Source organism: Coprococcus sp. RTP21428st1_C9_RTP21428_210409, assembly GCF_040227395.1.
GTDB lineage: Bacteria > Bacillota > Clostridia > Lachnospirales > Lachnospiraceae > Coprococcus > Coprococcus aceti.
Map to the genome: position 1 here is coordinate 77,610 of NZ_JBEHVV010000001.1, position 18,843 is coordinate 96,452.

Sequence of the window (18,843 nt, forward strand, 5' to 3'; positions counted from 1 at the left end):
GTCCAAGATAGATGATGCTGGAAAACAGCTTGAACTGCTCATCAACGATGTGCTTGATATGAGCAGACTTGAGAGCGGAAGAACGGAGCTCACCAGTGAACCGTTTGACATAATAAAGGTTTTGAGAAGTGGATATGATCCAATCCTGGTCATGGCACAGGAGAACGATGTGAAGCTTACGGGTGCTCATTTCAATATAAAGCACAACATGGTTATAGGCAGTCCGCTTCATCTTCAGCGGATCTCTCTCAATATACTGACAAATGCCATCAAGTACAACAAGCCGGGCGGAACGGTAGAGGCGTGGATGGACGAGATACCTGTAGACGGCAGGCATTCCAATTATGTGTTCAGGATAGCTGACACAGGAGTTGGAATGAGCCAGGAGTTCATCAGCCACCTGTTTGAGCCATTTTCAAGGGAGCACACTGATGCGGGAACAAAGTATCAGGGAACAGGTCTTGGCATGGCTATTACCAAGGAGCTTCTCGACCTCATGGGTGGAAGCATAGAGGTTGATAGTAAGCCGGGTGTGGGTTCTACATTTACCATGAAGATACCATTTGAGATCTGTACAGATGTCGTTGAGCCGGAGAAGCCAGAGGATCACGAGGCAGTCAGACTTGATGGAATGAAGATACTGCTGGTTGAGGACAATTCGCTCAACATGGAGATAGCAACATTTATGGTGGAGACGGCTGGTGCTGTTGCCACAACTGCGGCAAATGGCCGTGAGGCTGTTGAGATATACAGATCACATCCGGCTGGAAGCTTCGATGTGATACTCATGGATGTGATGATGCCGGAGATGGATGGCCTTGAGGCCACCAGGCAGATAAGAAGCTCAGACCTTGAGGATGCCGGAACCATTCCGATCATTGCCATGACTGCAAATGTATTCGCAGAGGATGTGAAGAAGTGCAAGGCGGCGGGCATGAATGAGCACATAGCAAAGCCACTTGATGAGGATAAGGCATTACATATAATTGCGGGATACAGACATTAAACACAATAAGATACACGATTAAAGAGATAATGATACAGTAAGTAAAAAGCAGTCTGCGGACATCGCCAGTGTTATACATGGTGATGATCCGTCAGACTGCTTTTTATTAATTATATTGAAATGTCTGTCTAGCCGATGCCTCCGAGAAGGATACCAAGTATCAATACAAGGAGACATACAGGACAGTAGATGTATTTGCATATAGGCACGAACTTCTCTGTGAACTTCTTTTCCCTTCCGGTGTTGACCTGTGTCTCAACATATTTCTTGCCACATACCCAGAAGAACATGATTCCGGCAAGTCCTGCGCCAAGTGGGCAGATGTAGATGGACAGTACATCCATCCAGTCAGATACGATACCCTGTATACAGATGGATACCACAACTGCTATGACACCGATGATGGCACATGCAGGTTTTCTGCCAACTCCAAGCTTCTCCTGCACCGTTGCGATTGGTGCTTCGTACAGGTTGATTAGTGATGACAGTCCCGCCATGAACACAGCCACAAAGAAGAGTATGGCAACAATATAACCGCCAGGCATGGACTTGAACAGGCATGGCAGATAGATGAACAGCAATCCCGGGCCGCCCTGGTTGAGCTGTGCTCCGGCAGTTGCCATGGCAGGTATGATTACCAGTGCGGCAAGCATGGCAGCAATCGTATCGAAAAGTGCAACACGTCCGGCAGCCTCCGGTATATCCTCATCGTCTGGCAGATATGAGCCGTATATCAGAGTTCCGTTTCCCGCAACTGAGAGTGAGAAGAATGCCTGTCCCAGCGCAAATATCCATGTCTTTGGATCTGCAAGTACCTTTGGCTCTATTCGGAAGATGTATTTGTATCCCTCTATGGCTCCCGGCTGGCATGCCGCATATATGGCCAGGATGATGAACAATACGAAGAACGCCGGCATCAGGACCTTGTTGGCCTTCTCAATACCGTTGCCCACGCCGAACATAAGGATGGTGATTCCGATGGCAAGTGCAATGATCTGCCATGCATTGTTGCCAAATGAAGATGCCATTCCGCCGAAGCTTGAAGCAAAGCCGTCTATATCCTCCGGTGACAGTGTGCTTCCGGTGAAAGCTCCGATCATGTATTTCAGTATCCAGCCCATGACGACCGTGTATCCGATGGCCATTGCCAGTGCGCCGAGCACAGGTATGCCGCCCAGCAGTTCACCGAGCTTTCGCTTGCCCTTTTTCTCCATGGCGATTCCAAATGCATCGATTGGACCGGATCTTGTAGCTCGTCCGAAGCTCATCTCTCCGATAACTCCGGTGAATCCGATGAGTACCACAAATATAAAATATGGTATGAGATAGGATCCGCCGCCGTATATGGAGACTCTTGTAGGGAACATCCAGATGTTGCCCATGCCCACGGCAGAGCCGATGCAGGCCAGGATGAAGCCCCATTTGTTGTTAAAAGATTCTCTCTTTTTCATGTATAATTCCTCCCAAATGTGTTCGTTACCGCATTGGCGGATCTCTCTCATAGTCCGTAAATTACGTTAACTTAATTAATATACATGAATATCATTTGGAAGTAAATTAAATAATGTGGACATGACTTAAAACATAGCTGCAAAAGCAAGAATTTAATTGAAAAATAACCGGCAGGTGGCGTACAATGTACCAGAAAAATGGAAAAAGTTATTTGAATATTATCTGAGAGGTGAGAAGATTGACAGAGGACAGATATGAACATATAGTACATCCATTTCCCCCACTATACGACGAGAAATCAAGGATACTCATACTGGGAAGCCTGCCATCGGTGAAGTCCAGGGAGCAGATGTTCTTCTACGGACATCCGCAGAACAGATTCTGGAAGGTCATCAGCAGAGTGCTTGGCGAGAAACTTCCGGTGACCATAGATGAGAAGAAAGCCATGCTGCATGCACACCACATAGCCCTGTGGGATGCGATCTACAGTTGTGACATCATAGGTTCAAGCGACAGCAGTATAAAGAATGTTACGCCCACGGATCTGTCGAAGATAGTGGAAGCTTCCAAGGTCACAAAAGTGATATGCAACGGCAAGACCTCAGGAAAGTATTATGCAAAATATCAGCAGAAGATACTTGGCATAGAACCTGTTGTACTTCCGTCCACAAGCCCGGCAAATGCTGCGTTTTCGGTGGATAAGCTGGTTGACATCTGGGGTGCTGAGATACCGGATATATGCAAATTATAGACAGAAGATAAACTCATACATAACATTTTCAAAAGCTTTCTGTAGAATGATGTACAACGAGTGAGAATATGTTATCATAGAGACCGCAGCCGGATGGAGTCAGATATCCGCTGTGAATATAGAATACTCATAATGAAGTTAAAAGGAGAGAGAAGAGATGGCATTAAGTTTTATCGAGATACTTAAGGTAGTATTCCTTGGTATCGTGGAAGGAGTCACAGAGTGGCTCCCGATCAGTAGCACAGGACATATGCTTCTTGTGGATGAATTTATCTCACTGAATGCGAGCACTGATTTCAAGGAAATGTTTTTCGTGGTGATACAGCTTGGAGCGATACTTGCTGTCGTGACCATATTCTGGAATAAGATGTGGCCTTTCCAGCTCAAAGACAAGACACAGCCTGTCATGAAGAAAGATACCTGGAGTATGTGGTTCAAGACAGTTGTTGCATGTATACCTGGAGCGATAGTTACGATACTGTTTGATAATTACATAGAGGCGCATTTGCACACAGCGGTTGTCATAGCGATTGCCCTTATTTTCTATGGAATAGCATTTATTGTGATTGAGAACTGGAACAAGACCAGAACACCGAAGGTTGAGACGCTGAACGACATAACATACAAGACAGCATTTCTTATAGGTATGTTTCAGGTGCTCTCCATCATACCGGGTACATCCCGTTCAGGTGCCACCATCATAGGCGCTCTGCTCATCGGTGTATCAAGAGTGGCAGCAGCGGAGTTCACATTCTTCCTTGCGGTTCCGGTTATGTTCGGACTCAGTGCTCTGAAGATGATCAAATTCGGACTGTCATTTACAAGTGCTGAGTTCGCTATACTTATTATAGGTTGTGTCGTTGCATACCTTGTATCCATTGTTGTCATCAAGTTCCTGATGAGCTACATCAAGAAGCATGACTTCAAGATATTTGGCTGGTACAGGATCGTGCTCGGAGTTATAGTTCTTGCATATTTTGCCTTATTTGCATAGCTTATAAATAAATAAAATCAAAAATTGCATAATATATATAGTATGTGCTATAATGCCCATGAATTGTGCATTATAGCACATATTAACATTGTGATAAAATTTTATGGGAGAAGAAAGATGGCAAAGGTTTCAATCATCATTCCAACATATAACGTAGAGATGTATCTGGTGGAGTGTATGGATAGTGTTGTAAATCAGACATTGAAGGATATAGAGATCATATGTATCAATGACGGATCTACAGATAGTTCACTTGAAATATTAAAGGGATATGCGGAGAAAGACGACCGTATCATTATTGTTGACAAGGAAAATGGCGGTTATGGAATAGGCATGAATATCGGTCTTGATAAGGCTACAGGTGAGTATATTGGTATAGTTGAGCCTGACGATTTTGTGCCACTTAATATGTATGAGGAACTGTACAACAAGGCGGTTGAGAACGACCTTGACCTTGTAAAGGCAGATTTCTATAGATTTAAGCGCAACGATGACAATGGCAACATGACTTTGGTGTACAACCACTTGTCACCGAATGCAGAGGATTATAATGTTGTGTTCAATCCAAGCGAGACACCAAGTGCGATCCGTTTCATTATGAACACATGGAGTGGAATTTACAAGAGAAGCTTCATAGAGGAGTATCATATCAGACACAACGAGACTCCGGGAGCATCATTCCAGGACAATGGTTTCTGGTTCCAGACATTTATATATGCCAAGAGAGCTATGATAGTGAACAAGCCATATTATATGAACCGCAGAGATAACCCGAATTCATCTGTTCACAGCAGAGAGAAGGTATACTGTGTCAATGTTGAGTATGATCACATCAGAGATATACTTGTAAAGGATCCCGAGATCTGGGAGCGTTTCAGAGGCGTATACTGGCTCAAGAAATACCACAATTACAACGAGACGATCAGGAGAATCGGACCTGAATTCAAGAAGGATTATATAAGAAGATACAGCTCCGAGTTCAAGAGAGCAATGGAGATGCAGGAGATTGATCAGACTATATTTACAAAGCTTGAGTGGGCGAACATCCAGTTTATCATCAAGTCCCCTGACGATTACTATTATACAAGAATCGCATGTACAGATCGTGAGCGCAAGCTTGAGAGAGAAGTCAGGAGACTCCGTGGTCTGGTTCATCAGACCCGTGCAGATCTGGACAGAGTGAAGAAGACACCTACATTCAGGATCGGTGCGGTCATTATGTTCATACCTAGAAAGATCAAGAGTTTATTTAGTCGAAACAAATAGAGGTAAAGCTATGGGTACAAAGGTATCAGTTATTCTTCCTGTTTACAATGTGTCTGATTATCTGCGCCAGTGCATGGACAGCATAGTGGGTCAGACACTTAAGGATATAGAGATCATTTGCGTGGATGATGGCTCCACAGATGATTCTCTGGCGATATTGAAGGAATATGAGGCGAAGGATCAGCGTGTAAAGGTTATACAGCAGGCAAATGCCGGAGCCGGGGCAGCGAGAAACAAAGGTCTTGAGATCGCGACCGGAGAGTATCTTTCATTTCTGGATTCCGATGATTTCTTTGAGCCGGACATGCTGGAAAAGGCATGGAGCAAGGCTCACGAGACCAGAGCTCAGGTAGTTGTGTTCAGATCAGATCAGTATAGAGAGGATCTTCAGGAATTTGTTCAGGTCAGATGGACACTTCACGAGAAGGAGCTTCCACCGTACAGACCAATGTATTTTCGTAATTTCACGGGAAATATATTCAAGGTATTTGTGGGATGGGCTTGGGATAAGCTCTTCAGCAGGGAATATGTTGAGGAGAACCATTTCCGATTCCAGCAGCTCAGAACTTCGAATGATATGCTGTTCGTATTTTCAGCGATAGCATTTGCAACAAATATAGAGATAGTGGACGAGGTGCTTGCACACCAGAGAAGAAACAATCCAAAGTCATTGTCCAACACCAGAGAGAAGTCATGGCAGTGCTTCCACGAGGCTCTTGTGGCACTCAAGGCGGCGCTTGAAGCCCACGGCAATTTCTGGGAGTATGAGCAGGATTACATCAACTATGCACTGCATTTCAGTCTGTGGCATCTGGAGACCATCACAGGACCAAAGAAGGAGGTTCTGTTCAACAAGCTTAAGGAAGAGTGGTTCGAGGAGTTTGGTATCAAGAGTCTTTCAGAGGAGTGCTTCTACAACAAGACCGAGTATGGCAAGTACAAGGTTATAATGGATAAGACCTTTGAGGAGTACGAGAAGGCAACAGCATAGAAAAGAAAAAACAGTTTCACCAGTCGATCGGTGAAACTGTTTTTTTGTGGACAAATGTGTGTATCAGAACAGGTTCATAGCACCTATGATGCCCTGATTTCCCTCGAGCCCTGCGGGAACAATGTATGTGTCGGTGTCCTTGACCTGTGGCATGTCAATGTAACCCGACAGCAGTTCAGTGTAGTAATTGCGGATCATAGGGAACAGGAATTTGTTGTCCATGACTCCGCCGCCAAGGACGATCCTCTCAACTGAGTAGCACATGGTGTAGTTGACCAGTGCCTCAGCTATATAAAATGCTTCAAGATCCCATACCGGTGAGTCGGCTGGGATGTCTTTGCCTTTCATTCCGGTTCTGCGCTCAAGCATAGGGCCGGATGCAAGACCCTCTACACAGCTCTGGTGGAATCGGCAGGTACATGGTATATCATCTCCGGTTCGTCTAGGGATGAGGATGTGGCCTGTCTCCGGGTGTTCCATGCCGTGAATGAGTCTGCCATCGGATATTATACCGCCGCCGATGCCGGTTCCAACAGTGAGGTACATTCCCGAGTTGAGTCCTTTCAGTGCTCCATACAGGTATTCACCCCAGGCTGCTGCGTTTACGTCTGTGTCCACCACAACCAGGCAGCCAAGCGCATCCGTAAATGCTTTGTAAAGGCTGAATCCCTCCCAATCTTTCTTGGGACTCCTCATGATGGAGCCGTAGGTAGGGGAATTAGGATTGATGTCGGCCGGGCCAAATGTACCGATTCCGAGAGCGGATATGTCATATTTCTTAAAGTAATCTATCATGGCAGGCACGGACTGGTCAGGTGTGCCCGTCGGTATGGATATTCTGTCTATTATATTCTTGTCTGCATCGCCTATGGCACAAACCATCTTGGTGCCACCGGCTTCAAGTGCGCCGTAGTACATATTTCCTCCTTGGTGCCATGTTTATATGGCAGAAATTTTTCAAAATTATATACATTATATATGCCGTGTCACTTATCTTCAAGCCCGGATTTGCGTCGGTACTTGTGAAATATAAAAGAGAATTGGTGTACGCTTTTTTGGACACTTGACAAGATAAGATAGAGCCATATTAAGGAGCTTGATAGAGGCTTGAAGCTTGGAAGATAAAGTGTACAGGAGGCGTGATCATGATAAAAGGATATTTTGTTTCGGAAGGGTATATGGGATATGTGGACGGAGAGTACCAGCTTTTCGCTGATGAAAGAGATTATGTTGAGTATATAGAAGATTAGCCATTTAGCTTCTTGACCTTAGCATAACTTATGTTATGATGAGGCATATGGGTTAATACACAGGGATTACAATACGGATGGTGCTGCTATGAAAATCTGCAAGGTGATTCATGAGTTTGTATATCATGGATAATCTAAATATATACAAGGAGCAAACATAGTGGAAAAGGTATTGAACAAAAAAGAATATGTTATGGATATGACAGAGGGAAGCAGTATGAAACTGATCATGAAGTTCTCAGTTCCGCTACTTATAGGCAATCTATTTCAGCAGGTATACAGCCTGGTTGATTCGATAGTGGTTGGTCGTCATCTAGGGGCAAATGCGCTTGGCGGTGTGGGATCAGTTGGAATGATCAGTTTCCTGTTTTTTTCTTTGTGCAATGGAATGGCATCTGGAATAGGTGTTGTCATATCAAGATATTTTGGAGCGAAGAAAGAAGAGCAGGTAAAAAAAGCCATAGCAAATGCATTGTTTGTCATATTGGCGGTTGGTGCACTCATGAGTATACTGGGATATTGTTTTGCGGGGCCTATTATAAGGCTCATGAAGACCCCTGCAGAAACATTTGACTACGCATATACATACATGAGGATCACCTGTGGATTTACGATAGCGGTGGCTATTTATAACGGAATTTCTGCTGTGCTAAGGGCACTTGGGGATTCAAAGACCCCACTTATATTTCTCATGATTGCTTCTGCCATAAATGTTGTGCTTGATATAGTGTTTGTCATATACATGGATATGGGCGTTGCCGGTGCCGCATATGCAACGGTTCTCAGTCAGATCCTGTCTAGCGTTGGCTCTATATGTTATGCGGTGAAAACCAATCCCTATTTCAGACTGAAGAGAGGCCATTTCAAGTTTGACAGAGATATAATGAAGGAAGATTTCAGTATCGGTATACCAATGGCGGTTCAGACTTCCATGATATCAATATCCTGCTCAATACTGCAGACCCTTATAAATGGATATGGTCCGGAGGTCATGGCTGCATATACTGCAACAGGAAAGGTTGAGGGAATCATATTCCAGCCGTTTAGTTCTCTGGGACTTGCATTGTCTACATTTGCAGGACAGAACTGTGGCGCACGCAAGTACGAAAGGGTGCGCAGAGCGGTATGGCAGACAGAGCTCATCACGCTGGCTCTTGGTGCAGCATTGTTCTGTCTGGTAGCAGTTTTCAGGGAAAATGTTGTGGGATTTTTCGTGACGGAGGAGAATGTCATAAGGCTTGGCGCAAAGGGACTTGTGATATCCGGAAGTATGTATATTGCACTTGGAACGATATATACCATGAGAGGCGCATTAAATGGAATGGGGGATGTGGTGTTCTCCATGCTGAATGGTGCTCTTGAGGTGGGAGGAAGGATAGTATTTGCACTGATACTGATGTATGTGTTAAAGATGGGATTCTGGGGAGTGTGGTATACGAATATATTTACATGGATTGTGATAGCACTCACCGCATCTGTGAGATTTTCTGTGTATATAAGAAAGTGTCAGAGAGAAGATGACGGTACGGAAAATGCATAGATAATAATTAATATAGCAAGGACGCCTTTTGGGGGCGTCCTTCTTCGATTCAATCACATTGATATTCCAAGGGATATAGGTGTTATGAATTAGCATACTTTATATTTTGACAAAAATTCAGCGCTATATTATCTTTAATACAGAATAAACAGGAGATGACCATATATGTCAGGGGAAAGATCAGTGGATGTTGAAAAAATAAATAATAATGAAAAAGGCTTTGAACCGGCGCATATCAGAAGTGTGATCTCGCTGGCTCTGTTCAGCTTTGTATTTCTGGGTATGGAATTCTTCTTCGACAGCAGGGCTGCGGAGTTTGTGGATGCCAGAAGTGTTCTGTTGTATCAGAGCGTGATACTGCTGGCCAGTGCGGTGGGACTATTCATATATGCACTGATTGAGAGATATGTCGGCAGCAAAATCAAGCAGATAATAATTATTACTTTGAATATAGTGGAGGTTGCCGCGCTCGCAGCGATAATACTGTGTTCCGGCAAATTGATACTGTTATATGGAATTATATTCTTTATTGTGTGTGGTGTTATGGGAGGACGCGTGTATCACGATGTGAGCCGCGATTATACGGATAGAAAGCATCTTACGGTAATTGTGGGAATTTCATATGCACTTGGACTGCTTCTGCAGTATATCAATTATAATCTTATAGACAATGTGATCCTGCGTATGGTTATGTTCTCGCTGGCCATAGTGGCACTTGCAGTGATACTTTTTCTGGCCAGAGATGAATACGCAGAAGCGGAAGTGGACACATACATGGTAGATGAGCGGAACAAAACGGATTGCAAAGAAAAATGTGACGAAACAACTCCTGATAGCGGATCGGTGGCTGTGGCGCTTGTGATGGTTGTTCTTCTTATGACGTTTATATTTTCCGCACTGGATAATGTTGTGACCGTTGTCCACGCTGAGGGCGGGGCAGATGTGGGGCAATGGCCAAGGTTGTTTCTCGCATTAAGCGGAGTTGCAGCAGGCTTCTTGTTTGATATAAAAGATCAGCGCTTTATGAATCAGATGATGTACTGCGTTACAGTGTTGTCCGTTATAGCCATGCTTATCATAGAGTTTGGAGGGGCATTTATCATAGGTCTGATTGTATTCTATCTTGCAGCCGGATTCTTCGTAGTGTATTTCACGACAGGATTCATAAATGTATCCTATGGAATGCGTTGGTCAGCGCTTTGGTCTGGTGCCGGAAGGGCAGTCAACAACATTGGTGCGGGTATTGTGGGAATAATATCATATATGCTGATAGATTCCCCCGGAATCATGGTTATGAGTGTAGTGGTCATATTGTTGCTCGTACTTATAAGCATTGCGGTATTTGTGCTTGAAAATCTACAGAAGGAACAATATAGACGATATGATGAAGAAAAAGTGACGAAATCGGCGGAGAATTCTAACGCAAGAGTTGAGGTTGATTTTGAATGCTTTGCAGATGCTCATCACCTCACTGGACGTGAGCGGGAGGTGTTGCAGAAGCTGCTTGTATCTGATGGCAGTGTACAGGATATAGCGGATGAGCTGTACATATCAAGGGCATCCCTATATAGGCATATATCTTCCATGAATGAGAAGACTGGAACGAAGACCAGAGTAGGCCTTATTCAGTATTATTATGGATGGCATGAGGAATGATGATTGCGTGAGAGTTGATTGCTATGGAAGTATAAGTATGCCAGATTGAAAATACACACATGGATTATATAAAAGTGATGAATGAATGTAAAATTGAATATATAGCACATATTGAGACATATGTAACGTTATGAAAACGACAGCAGATGACTATAATCTATGACATAAAACAACAGGTGAGTTACTTACCTGTAGACGAAGAATATCATAGAAGGGGGAATGACTATGAAGCATTTCAGGAGATTGACATTTCTGCTGTCGTTTATTTTTATTCTGACGGTAGGCGGTGTCGCGGCGATGGCCGCAAACAATGGCCCGTGTGAGGATGAGGAGTGGAGCTTTGCATATGTTGAGTTCTACAATCCGGATAATAACGAAGCGATATATGTGTACAGCTTCAGGACTCCGCAGGCAGGAACAACTACCAGTGCCAAAGGTGCGGTGTATGACAAGAGTACGAACACTTTGACACTCACCAATTGTAATTTGCCGGATTACAGGGTCGTTACCAATATGATGGGCGATGATTTTAAGATCAAGCTCGTGGGAACGAGTCATGTAAGTGCATTGTATGCATGGGGAGATGGATATGGCGGTTCTGTGGAAATCGTTGGTGACGGTAAATTGTATGTCAACGAGAAGCAGAAGTCAACTGACGCAATAGTTTTACAGCCGGAGGGAACAAGATCATACTTCAAGATAAGTGGAAATGCTGAGGTACACGCATTTGCGGGAAAGACGGACGGCAACCTTGTTCTGGCCATGAACACAACGGTTGCAGATTGTTTTGCTGTAAATGGTTTGACCGGTCTTCAGAAGACACAGGCAACCAGAATGAACTATGAGCAGATACAGAGCATAGAGATTGATCTGAGCGGTGAAGGTGACATTTGTCAGGTGTACAAAAAAGCTGATGATAAGAAATTGTATACTGTGACGGAGGGGGTGCGTACCGAGTATAATCCAGATGGAACGATAAAGGCAGAGAATGTGCGTATATATACAGAGTATGAGCTCATGCCTATACCAGGAAACGATGGAAAGTATTATATGCATGAGCTGAAGACTACAGAGGGTACATTCAACGCTGAGGAGTGTGGATACACCGATACACAAGAATCTGTTGCCGGATATTCTTTCAGATCCTCTTCACCTGCATATGTGTACATTGAGGAGAAGACGGGCGATAAGTGTGTATTTTTATATAATTCAATAGATAATAACTACAAAGATTATGCATATTTCAAATATGACATAGCAGGTGTACTTGGCGATGTGACAGACAAGTATGGAAATGTGTCATCATATTGTATGGTGGAGAAGTCAGAAGACAATGTTTCATTTACAAGAGACCAGTATTACAGCAATGAGTATATGTTGTCACAGGGTTACAAGGTATCCGGTGAGCTTGAATATATACAGAACACTTACGTGGTGTATAGTAATGCTGCGTCTGGCGTCCTCACAGCAAAGACGACCGTATGTAAGCACGCCACAAAGGTGAACACTGTGACAACAAAAGCAACAATGTCGAAGGCTGGCGTCATCACCACAACGTGTAAGTCATGCGGCAAAAAGCTTTCGACATCCAGAATATCCAAGGTGTCTACAATTAAGCTTAATGCGGCTTCGTATGTATATAATGGAAAGGTCAGAACACCGGCGGTTACAGTAAAAGATGCCGCTGGGAATATTCTGACAAAGAATAAGGATTACAAGGCCACCTACAGTGCGGGGAGAAAAAATGTAGGAAAATATTCGGTCAAGGTCACATTGTGCGGAAATAAATATAAGGATTCGAAGACAATGTATTTCACCATCAATCCGAAGGGAACCACCATTGCTGCGACTGCGTCCGGCAAGGGCAGCATGACAGTCAGATGGAACAAGCAGATGACACAGACAACAGGTTACCAGTTACAGTATTGTGCAAATAAGAATTTCAGAAGTGGCACAAAGGTAAAGACTGTAAGCAAGAACAAGACGATCAGAACAAGTGTCAAGAAGCTTGCGAGTAGAAAGACATACTATGTACGTGTGAGAACCTACAAGACAGTAAAGATAAATGGAAAGTCAGTGACATTTTACTCTGCGTGGAGCAAGGCGAAATCTGTTAAAGTAAAATAGCTTAATTACATCATTTTGAACAACGGGGCGTATACAGAACATAACAACAGTTTTGTATACGCCCCACTTTTGGTGTGCAAAACAGGCAGATGGTATTATAATATACAAAGGCGATGTGAAGCTTCAGCCATGTACAAAGATGGATGACTGGTGCTTCAGTATACAGACAGGAGTTATTATGAAGAAGATACTTGTGGCGGTTGACTCTTTCAAGGGAAGCATGACGAGTCTTGAAGCGGGGAATGCCATAAAAAAAGGAATAAAGTCAATATTACCGGATACAGAGGTCAGGGTACGCCCTGTGGCTGATGGCGGAGAGGGCACTACTGATGCTCTTATATATGGAAGAGATGGTGTCAGCAGAGAGCGATGTTATGTGACCGGACCGCTTGGTGATAGGATCACTGCGGAATATACAATATATAATGCCGCAGACGGGCGAACTGCTGTCATGGAGATGGCAGCGGCGGCGGGGCTTCCACTTGTTCCGGAGAACCGGAGAGATCCGATGCATACGACTACATATGGTGTCGGTGAGATGATAAATGATGCCGTTTCAAAGGGATGTGAGCGTTTTATCATCGGGATAGGTGGTAGTGCAACGAATGACGGCGGGATAGGAATGCTTCAGGCTCTTGGATTTTACTGTCTTGATGCGGATGGTCATGAGGTGCCATATGGGGCAGAGGGGCTTGGAGTCCTTGAAAGGATTGTTATTCCGGGGAAGATGCTTGTCCGTAAGAATTCATCAGAGCTGGCTGTAGCAGATCCTGTCGATACGCCAATTGTAGGCACTGCTGCGATATCTGGTGCAGGTGCTGTCGATGAGTCATGTGTAGATGATGATGACTTTGCATCCAGACTATCACGCTGTACATTTAGTATCGCCTGTGACGTGACTAATCCCCTTGTGGGGGAGCTAGGGTGCAGCCGTGTATTTGCACCGCAGAAGGGTGCAGATGCGGAGATGGTGGAAATCATGGATGGCTACATGAAAAACTATGCTGACGTTGTGGAAAGATCAGCTGAGGGAAAGTCTGACAGAAACACTCCGGGTGCTGGCGCTGCGGGCGGACTTGGATATGCGTTTCTCATGTTCCTAGGTGGAAAACTTATGCCGGGAATAGATATAGTTCTGTCAGAGATAGGGCTTGAGGCGGATGTAGAGTGGGCAGATATTGTCATAACCGGTGAGGGCAGGATAGATGCCCAGACCATGATGGGCAAGACCCCATTGGGAGTCGCAAAGCTTGCAAAGAAACACGGCAAATATGTGATCGCCATAGGAGGATGTCTTGGGGATGGCGCGGAGAACTGCGTCAAAGAAGGAGTGTTCAATGAGTGCTATGCAGTAAACAATGTGCTTGGGATAGATGACAGTGATCCGGAGCAGGTGAGAACGGCGATGAAGCCTGAAAATGCTGCGGCGAATCTGACGACGTGTGCCGCAAAGATCACAGAACTTAAGGAACAGATGTCGGCACGTGTGTGCAGACCTGCACGGCTTAGATAGATATGGTATTAAATTGTTTGAAACAGAATCAGAGGCGTGTGAATTTTTTCTGCAAAAAATGAAGAGATATGCAAGAAAATAAATTTACTACTATATAATACGAGGAGGAGACAAAGATGACAAGAGAAGAAGCGTGGGAATTACTCACAGAGTACAACAAGGATGAGTTTCATCTGGAGCATGCACAGATCGTAGAGGGAACCATGAGGTATTTTGCAAGGGAACTTGGTTATGGCGATGAGGAAGAGTTCTGGGGAATAGTCGGACTGCTTCACGATCTGGACTTTGAACAGTATCCTGAGCAGCATTGCATCAAGTCCCAGGAGATCATGAGAGAGCACGGTGTTGACGAGAGGATCATACATGCGACGGCAAGCCATGGCTATGGTATCACGGTTGACATAAAACCAGAACATGAGATGGAGAAGGTTCTCTATGCTGTGGACGAGCTTACAGGACTTATCGGAGCGGTTACACTTATGAGACCATCAAAGAGTGTTCAAGATCTGGAACTCAAGTCAGTTAAGAAGAAATACAAGAGCAAGGGATTTGCTGCGGGATGCTCCAGGGAGGTCATCGAAAGAGGTGCAGATATGCTTGGTTGGTCACTTGATGAATTGATCACCAAGACTATAGAGGCACTCAGGACATTCAGACCATGATCGGGGGTATAAAGAAAATCGGAGAATTTGTCCGCAAAGAGACAGTGCTCACCGTGGCACTTCTGCTGGCGGTGATATCGGCATTTATCGTGCCTCCGGACAGCGCGTATGTGGACTACATAGATTTCAGGACACTTGCGATACTTTTCTGTCTTATGACAGTGGTCGCGGGATTTTCACAGCAGGGGATGTTTGGCATCATAGCGAAAAGTATGATAAATCGTATGGGTTCGCTCCGGGCGGTGACAATTGTCCTGATATTCATGTGTTTCTTTTTCAGCATGTTTATCACAAATGATGTGTCGCTCATAACATTTGTACCGATGACACTCACGGTCCTTGGTATGGCAGGAGAGGAAGTACTTACCAGATGGATGGTGCCGGTGATAACCCTCCAGACCATAGCTGCGAACCTTGGCAGTATGCTGACACCCATAGGCAATCCGCAGAACCTGTATCTGTACGGACTTGCAGGGATCAGCGCAGGCAGGTTTGTATTGCTTATGCTGCCATATACAGTGGCATCGGCAGCGCTTCTTGTAATATGTGTCATAGTATGCATGAAAGGAAAAAACAGGCAGCTTGAGATCAGACTCTCAGGCAGTGATATACAGGTGAACAGGAAGCTGGTGGGTATATATAGCATACTATTTGTGCTGTCGCTGCTCACCGTGGCGCGGATCGTCCCATACTGGGTGACATTTGCGGTAGTGCTTGTGGTAGTCCTTATATGCCAGAGAAGATTGCTGCTGAAGGTAGACTATTCGCTGATATTCACATTTGTGGGATTCTTCGTGTTTATCGGAAACATGGGAAGAATAGAAGGATTTAGGACATTTGTGGAGAGTGTTCTTGGCGGGCATGAGATGATCACATCAGTACTTGCAAGTCAGGTCATAAGTAATGTGCCAGCGGCGGTGTTATTGTCGGGATTTACAGATAAATACACAGATCTGATAGTCGGTACCAATCTCGGAGGACTCGGAACTTTGATTGCATCCATGGCAAGTCTGATCTCATTCAAATACGTGGCGAGACAGGACAAGGGCGCCAGAGGAAGATATCTGGCATACTTCACATTTGCAAATGTGCTGTTCCTGGCGGTACTAATATGCATTTGGAATATAATAAAATAAACGTGCCTTACGATGAACAATATTCACTGCTGTCGTACATTGTGTAAGACTATTTTAGCCAAAAAATTATTGCCCTTAGATGGCAGTAGTCATAAAATAGAAAGGTAAGTTTCTTCAAATTAAGGAGGCAGATAATATGAGTAAGAATCTTGGTGCAAAACCTATGCTGGTGCCACAACCGGTCATGATGATCGGAACATACGATGCCGATGGCAATGCAAATGTCATGAATGCGGCATGGGGCGGAATAGTCGGAGCAAATGAGATCATATTTGACCTTGGAAGTCATAAGACTACCGAGAATATAAAGCTGAACAAAGCGTTCACAGTTGCCATTGCTGATGCAGAGCATGTGGCAGCCTGTGACTATGTGGGAATCGTGTCGGCAAATGACGAGCCAGGCAAGATGAAGAAGGCTGGTTTTACAACCAGAAAGAGCGAGTTTGTAAATGCTCCAGTCATCAACGAGCTTTCACTGACAATGGAGTGCAAGCTCAAGGAGATCATAGACGGGGACAAGTTCCTCGGCGAGATTGTAAATGTTGTTGCAGACGACCGTATCCTGGGCGATGACGGCGAGATCACATATGAAGAGTTCCATCCGATCGTGTTTGACACCATCGGACATGGATATTTTGCACTCGGCGACAGGGTTGGCGATGCTTTCTCAGAGGGTAATAAGTTGAAGTAGGAAAGCTTGTAACTTGGGAAAATCATCAAATTGTACATTGTAACATGAAAAAATTAGCCATTTTTGGAAGAAAAACCTTAATTTTTCAAGCAAATGTTCAATATACATATGGAAAAAGGCGAAATAATGTGATATAACAGACACATACAAAAAAGCACAAGCTAAAGTGAAAGGAAGATGTAGATATGGATAAGAAGAATATCGATTGGGCAAACCTTGGATTTGGCTATGTTCAGACAGATAAGAGATTTGTAGCAAATTATAAGGATGGAGCATGGGATGAGGGTACACTCACAGAGGATCCTAACGTAGTATTAAACGAGTGCGCAGGTGTTCTTCAGTACGCTCAGACAGTTTTCGAGGGAATGAAGGCTTACAGAACAGAGGATGGACGTGTTGTATGTTTCCGTCCTGACCTCAACGCAAGCAGAATGGCAGACTCAGCAAGAAGACTTGAGATGCCACCTTTCCCAGAGGATAGATTTGTACAGGCAATAGTAGATACAGTAAAGGCAAATATTGATTATGTACCACCTTACGGATCAGGTGCTACATTATATATCAGACCATATATGTTCGGTTCAAATCCAGTTATAGGTGTTAAGCCGGCAGACGAGTATCAGTTCAGAATCCTCACAACACCAGTTGGTCCTTACTTCAAGGGCGGCGCAAAGCCTATCACAATCAAGGTTTCAGATTTCGATAGAGCAGCACCTCACGGAACAGGACACATCAAGGCTGGTCTTAACTATGCAATGAGCCTTCATGCAATAGTTACAGCACACAAAGAGGGATTCGATGAGAATATGTATCTCGATGCAGCTACAAGAACAAAGGTTGAGGAGACAGGTGGAGCAAACTTCATCTTCGTTACAAAGGACGGCAAGGTAGTTACACCTAAGTCAAACAGTATCCTCCCATCGATCACAAGACGTTCACTGATGGTAGTTGCAAAGGATATCCTTGGACTTGAGGCTGAGGAGAGAGAAGTATACTTCGATGAGGTTAAGGATTTTGCAGAGTGCGGTCTGTGCGGTACAGCAGCAGTTATCTCACCTGTAGGCAAGATCAACGATCACGGCAAGGAGATCTGCTTCCCAAGCGGTATGGAGAAGATGGGACCAGTTATCCAGAAGCTGTATGATACTCTTACAGGAATCCAGATGGGCAGAATCGAAGGCCCAGAGGGATGGCTCAAGGTAATCGAGTAATGATCGAGTAATTCGGTGTAAGATAATAAATATTGAGAACATTATAACCCCACTGATGTCTGATGGTAAGTCGGATGTCGGTGGGGTTTTTGTGTATCCAAGTTAGTTCGGTGTAAGAAAGATTAGCCCCATATACTAACAATTAGAATTGACTTGCACCGACCCTGAAGAGTTATAATTGTGTAGACAATAGAAGAAACGAAAGATAAATTGTATATCGGATAGTGCGTTGATACATAAGATGATTCATGAAATCTATTATTTTGAAGGGGTGGTTACTGTGATGTCATTATCAGATGCAGTAAACGGTTTCTCAGGTGAGATAGCCTGGAATTGTGCGGACAGATCACTGTTCGGCGCATGTCAGCTTGAGACCGGAGATCAGGTGCAAGTCGTATCGTCTTACTTTGGCAATGTGATAATCAAGGCAAAGGGAAAAAGACTTGCTATAACAAGAGATGCGGCGGAGCGGATAAAGCTGGCTTAGATTGAAAGTCAGAAGAAACGGGGAAAAAACGGCAGTTGCTGGAGAACAGCGGCTGCCGGTTTTTTGTCATAAAAATTATTAAATCTTTATAGATATTTAATTGACTGAGA

The 18,843-nt window shown here is 44.3% G+C and carries 16 protein-coding genes; 14 read left to right on the forward strand and 2 right to left on the reverse strand.

From position 1 onward, the window contains the following. Positions 1-1,006, forward strand: a 1,006-nt coding sequence (locus tag ABUA34_RS00310) for an ATP-binding protein (RefSeq protein ID WP_349822658.1), incomplete at its 5' end; no start/stop codon positions are given. 128 nt (positions 1,007-1,134) lie between these two features. Here the strand turns inward: ABUA34_RS00310 and ABUA34_RS00315 are convergent. Next, positions 1,135-2,457, reverse strand: coding sequence for a sodium-dependent transporter (locus ABUA34_RS00315; RefSeq protein WP_118017645.1), 1,323 nt, complete (start codon positions 2,455-2,457; stop codon positions 1,135-1,137). Positions 2,458-2,696: 239 nt separating this feature from the next. Here ABUA34_RS00315 and ABUA34_RS00320 point away from each other — a divergent pair, with 239 nt between their 5' ends. The 4 genes from ABUA34_RS00320 to ABUA34_RS00335 all read left to right on the forward strand — a co-directional run bounded on the left by ABUA34_RS00320 (position 2,697) and on the right by ABUA34_RS00335 (position 6,460). Beyond that, positions 2,697-3,209, forward strand: a complete 513-nt coding sequence (locus tag ABUA34_RS00320) for a DNA-deoxyinosine glycosylase (protein ID WP_192934988.1) — start codon at positions 2,697-2,699, stop codon at positions 3,207-3,209. 157 nt (positions 3,210-3,366) lie between these two features. After that, positions 3,367-4,203: an undecaprenyl-diphosphate phosphatase gene (locus ABUA34_RS00325; protein WP_015533460.1), complete on the forward strand. Its 837-nt coding sequence runs from the start codon at positions 3,367-3,369 to the stop codon at positions 4,201-4,203. A 117-nt stretch (positions 4,204-4,320) separates the two neighbouring features. Further along, positions 4,321-5,469: a glycosyltransferase family 2 protein gene (locus ABUA34_RS00330; RefSeq protein WP_055280094.1), complete on the forward strand. Its 1,149-nt coding sequence runs from the start codon at positions 4,321-4,323 to the stop codon at positions 5,467-5,469. A gap of 10 nt (positions 5,470-5,479) precedes the next feature. After that, positions 5,480-6,460 carry a glycosyltransferase family 2 protein gene (locus tag ABUA34_RS00335; RefSeq protein ID WP_015533458.1) on the forward strand — a complete coding sequence of 327 codons (981 nt, stop codon included), beginning with the start codon at positions 5,480-5,482 and terminating at the stop codon, positions 6,458-6,460. Positions 6,461-6,523: 63 nt separating this feature from the next. Here ABUA34_RS00335 and ABUA34_RS00340 read toward each other — a convergent pair whose 3' ends face one another. Continuing rightward, positions 6,524-7,378, reverse strand: a complete 855-nt coding sequence (locus ABUA34_RS00340; protein ID WP_117875367.1) for an ROK family protein — start codon at positions 7,376-7,378, stop codon at positions 6,524-6,526. Positions 7,379-7,870: 492 nt separating this feature from the next. Here ABUA34_RS00340 and ABUA34_RS00345 point away from each other — a divergent pair, with 492 nt between their 5' ends. The 9 genes from ABUA34_RS00345 (at position 7,871) to ABUA34_RS00385 (ending at position 18,733) form a co-directional block, all read left to right on the forward strand. After that, positions 7,871-9,250, forward strand: a complete 1,380-nt coding sequence (locus ABUA34_RS00345; RefSeq protein ID WP_022216305.1) for an MATE family efflux transporter — start codon at positions 7,871-7,873, stop codon at positions 9,248-9,250. A gap of 165 nt (positions 9,251-9,415) precedes the next feature. Then, the gene (locus ABUA34_RS00350) at positions 9,416-10,906 is read left to right on the forward strand and encodes a helix-turn-helix domain-containing protein (RefSeq protein WP_349822659.1); all 1,491 of its coding nucleotides are present in this window, start codon (positions 9,416-9,418) and stop codon (positions 10,904-10,906) included. 225 nt (positions 10,907-11,131) lie between these two features. Then, on the forward strand, positions 11,132-13,033 hold the full coding sequence (locus tag ABUA34_RS00355; protein WP_349822660.1) for a fibronectin type III domain-containing protein: 1,902 nt from the start codon (positions 11,132-11,134) through the stop codon (positions 13,031-13,033). A gap of 178 nt (positions 13,034-13,211) precedes the next feature. Continuing rightward, positions 13,212-14,546 (forward strand): glycerate kinase family protein, encoded by a 1,335-nt coding sequence (locus ABUA34_RS00360; protein WP_161172142.1) that lies wholly within the window; start codon positions 13,212-13,214, stop codon positions 14,544-14,546. A gap of 116 nt (positions 14,547-14,662) precedes the next feature. After that, the gene (locus ABUA34_RS00365; protein ID WP_022216309.1) at positions 14,663-15,208 is read left to right on the forward strand and encodes a domain HDIG; all 546 of its coding nucleotides are present in this window, start codon (positions 14,663-14,665) and stop codon (positions 15,206-15,208) included. Then, complete coding sequence (locus ABUA34_RS00370) at positions 15,205-16,344, forward strand: SLC13 family permease (protein ID WP_349822661.1); 1,140 nt, start codon at positions 15,205-15,207, stop codon at positions 16,342-16,344. Before ABUA34_RS00365 ends, ABUA34_RS00370 begins: the two co-directional genes overlap by 4 nt. Before the next feature lie 136 nt (positions 16,345-16,480). Next, a complete protein-coding gene (locus ABUA34_RS00375) occupies positions 16,481-17,035 on the forward strand; it encodes a flavin reductase family protein (RefSeq protein WP_349822662.1) in 555 nt (184 codons plus the stop codon). 185 nt (positions 17,036-17,220) lie between these two features. After that, a complete protein-coding gene (locus tag ABUA34_RS00380; RefSeq protein ID WP_004853734.1) occupies positions 17,221-18,246 on the forward strand; it encodes a branched-chain amino acid aminotransferase in 1,026 nt (341 codons plus the stop codon). A gap of 283 nt (positions 18,247-18,529) precedes the next feature. Further along, complete coding sequence (locus ABUA34_RS00385; RefSeq protein WP_022216311.1) at positions 18,530-18,733, forward strand: FeoA domain-containing protein; 204 nt, start codon at positions 18,530-18,532, stop codon at positions 18,731-18,733. Positions 18,734-18,843: the final 110 nt, after the last annotated feature.

What these genes read in the sequence shown, in the direction of transcription:
- ABUA34_RS00315 (WP_118017645.1), bottom strand. Translation starts at nt 2,457, where the DNA reads ATGAAAAAGAGAGAATCTTTTAACAACAAATGGGGCTTCATCCTGGCC.
- ABUA34_RS00325 (WP_015533460.1), top strand. Translation starts at nt 3,367, where the DNA reads ATGGCATTAAGTTTTATCGAGATACTTAAGGTAGTATTCCTTGGTATC.
- ABUA34_RS00330 (WP_055280094.1), top strand. Translation starts at nt 4,321, where the DNA reads ATGGCAAAGGTTTCAATCATCATTCCAACATATAACGTAGAGATGTAT.
- ABUA34_RS00335 (WP_015533458.1), top strand. Translation starts at nt 5,480, where the DNA reads ATGGGTACAAAGGTATCAGTTATTCTTCCTGTTTACAATGTGTCTGAT.
- ABUA34_RS00340 (WP_117875367.1), bottom strand. Translation starts at nt 7,378, where the DNA reads ATGTACTACGGCGCACTTGAAGCCGGTGGCACCAAGATGGTTTGTGCC.
- ABUA34_RS00350 (WP_349822659.1), top strand. Translation starts at nt 9,416, where the DNA reads ATGTCAGGGGAAAGATCAGTGGATGTTGAAAAAATAAATAATAATGAA.
- ABUA34_RS00355 (WP_349822660.1), top strand. Translation starts at nt 11,132, where the DNA reads ATGAAGCATTTCAGGAGATTGACATTTCTGCTGTCGTTTATTTTTATT.
- ABUA34_RS00360 (WP_161172142.1), top strand. Translation starts at nt 13,212, where the DNA reads ATGAAGAAGATACTTGTGGCGGTTGACTCTTTCAAGGGAAGCATGACG.
- ABUA34_RS00365 (WP_022216309.1), top strand. Translation starts at nt 14,663, where the DNA reads ATGACAAGAGAAGAAGCGTGGGAATTACTCACAGAGTACAACAAGGAT.
- ABUA34_RS00370 (WP_349822661.1), top strand. Translation starts at nt 15,205, where the DNA reads ATGATCGGGGGTATAAAGAAAATCGGAGAATTTGTCCGCAAAGAGACA.
- ABUA34_RS00375 (WP_349822662.1), top strand. Translation starts at nt 16,481, where the DNA reads ATGAGTAAGAATCTTGGTGCAAAACCTATGCTGGTGCCACAACCGGTC.
- ABUA34_RS00380 (WP_004853734.1), top strand. Translation starts at nt 17,221, where the DNA reads ATGGATAAGAAGAATATCGATTGGGCAAACCTTGGATTTGGCTATGTT.
- ABUA34_RS00385 (WP_022216311.1), top strand. Translation starts at nt 18,530, where the DNA reads ATGTCATTATCAGATGCAGTAAACGGTTTCTCAGGTGAGATAGCCTGG.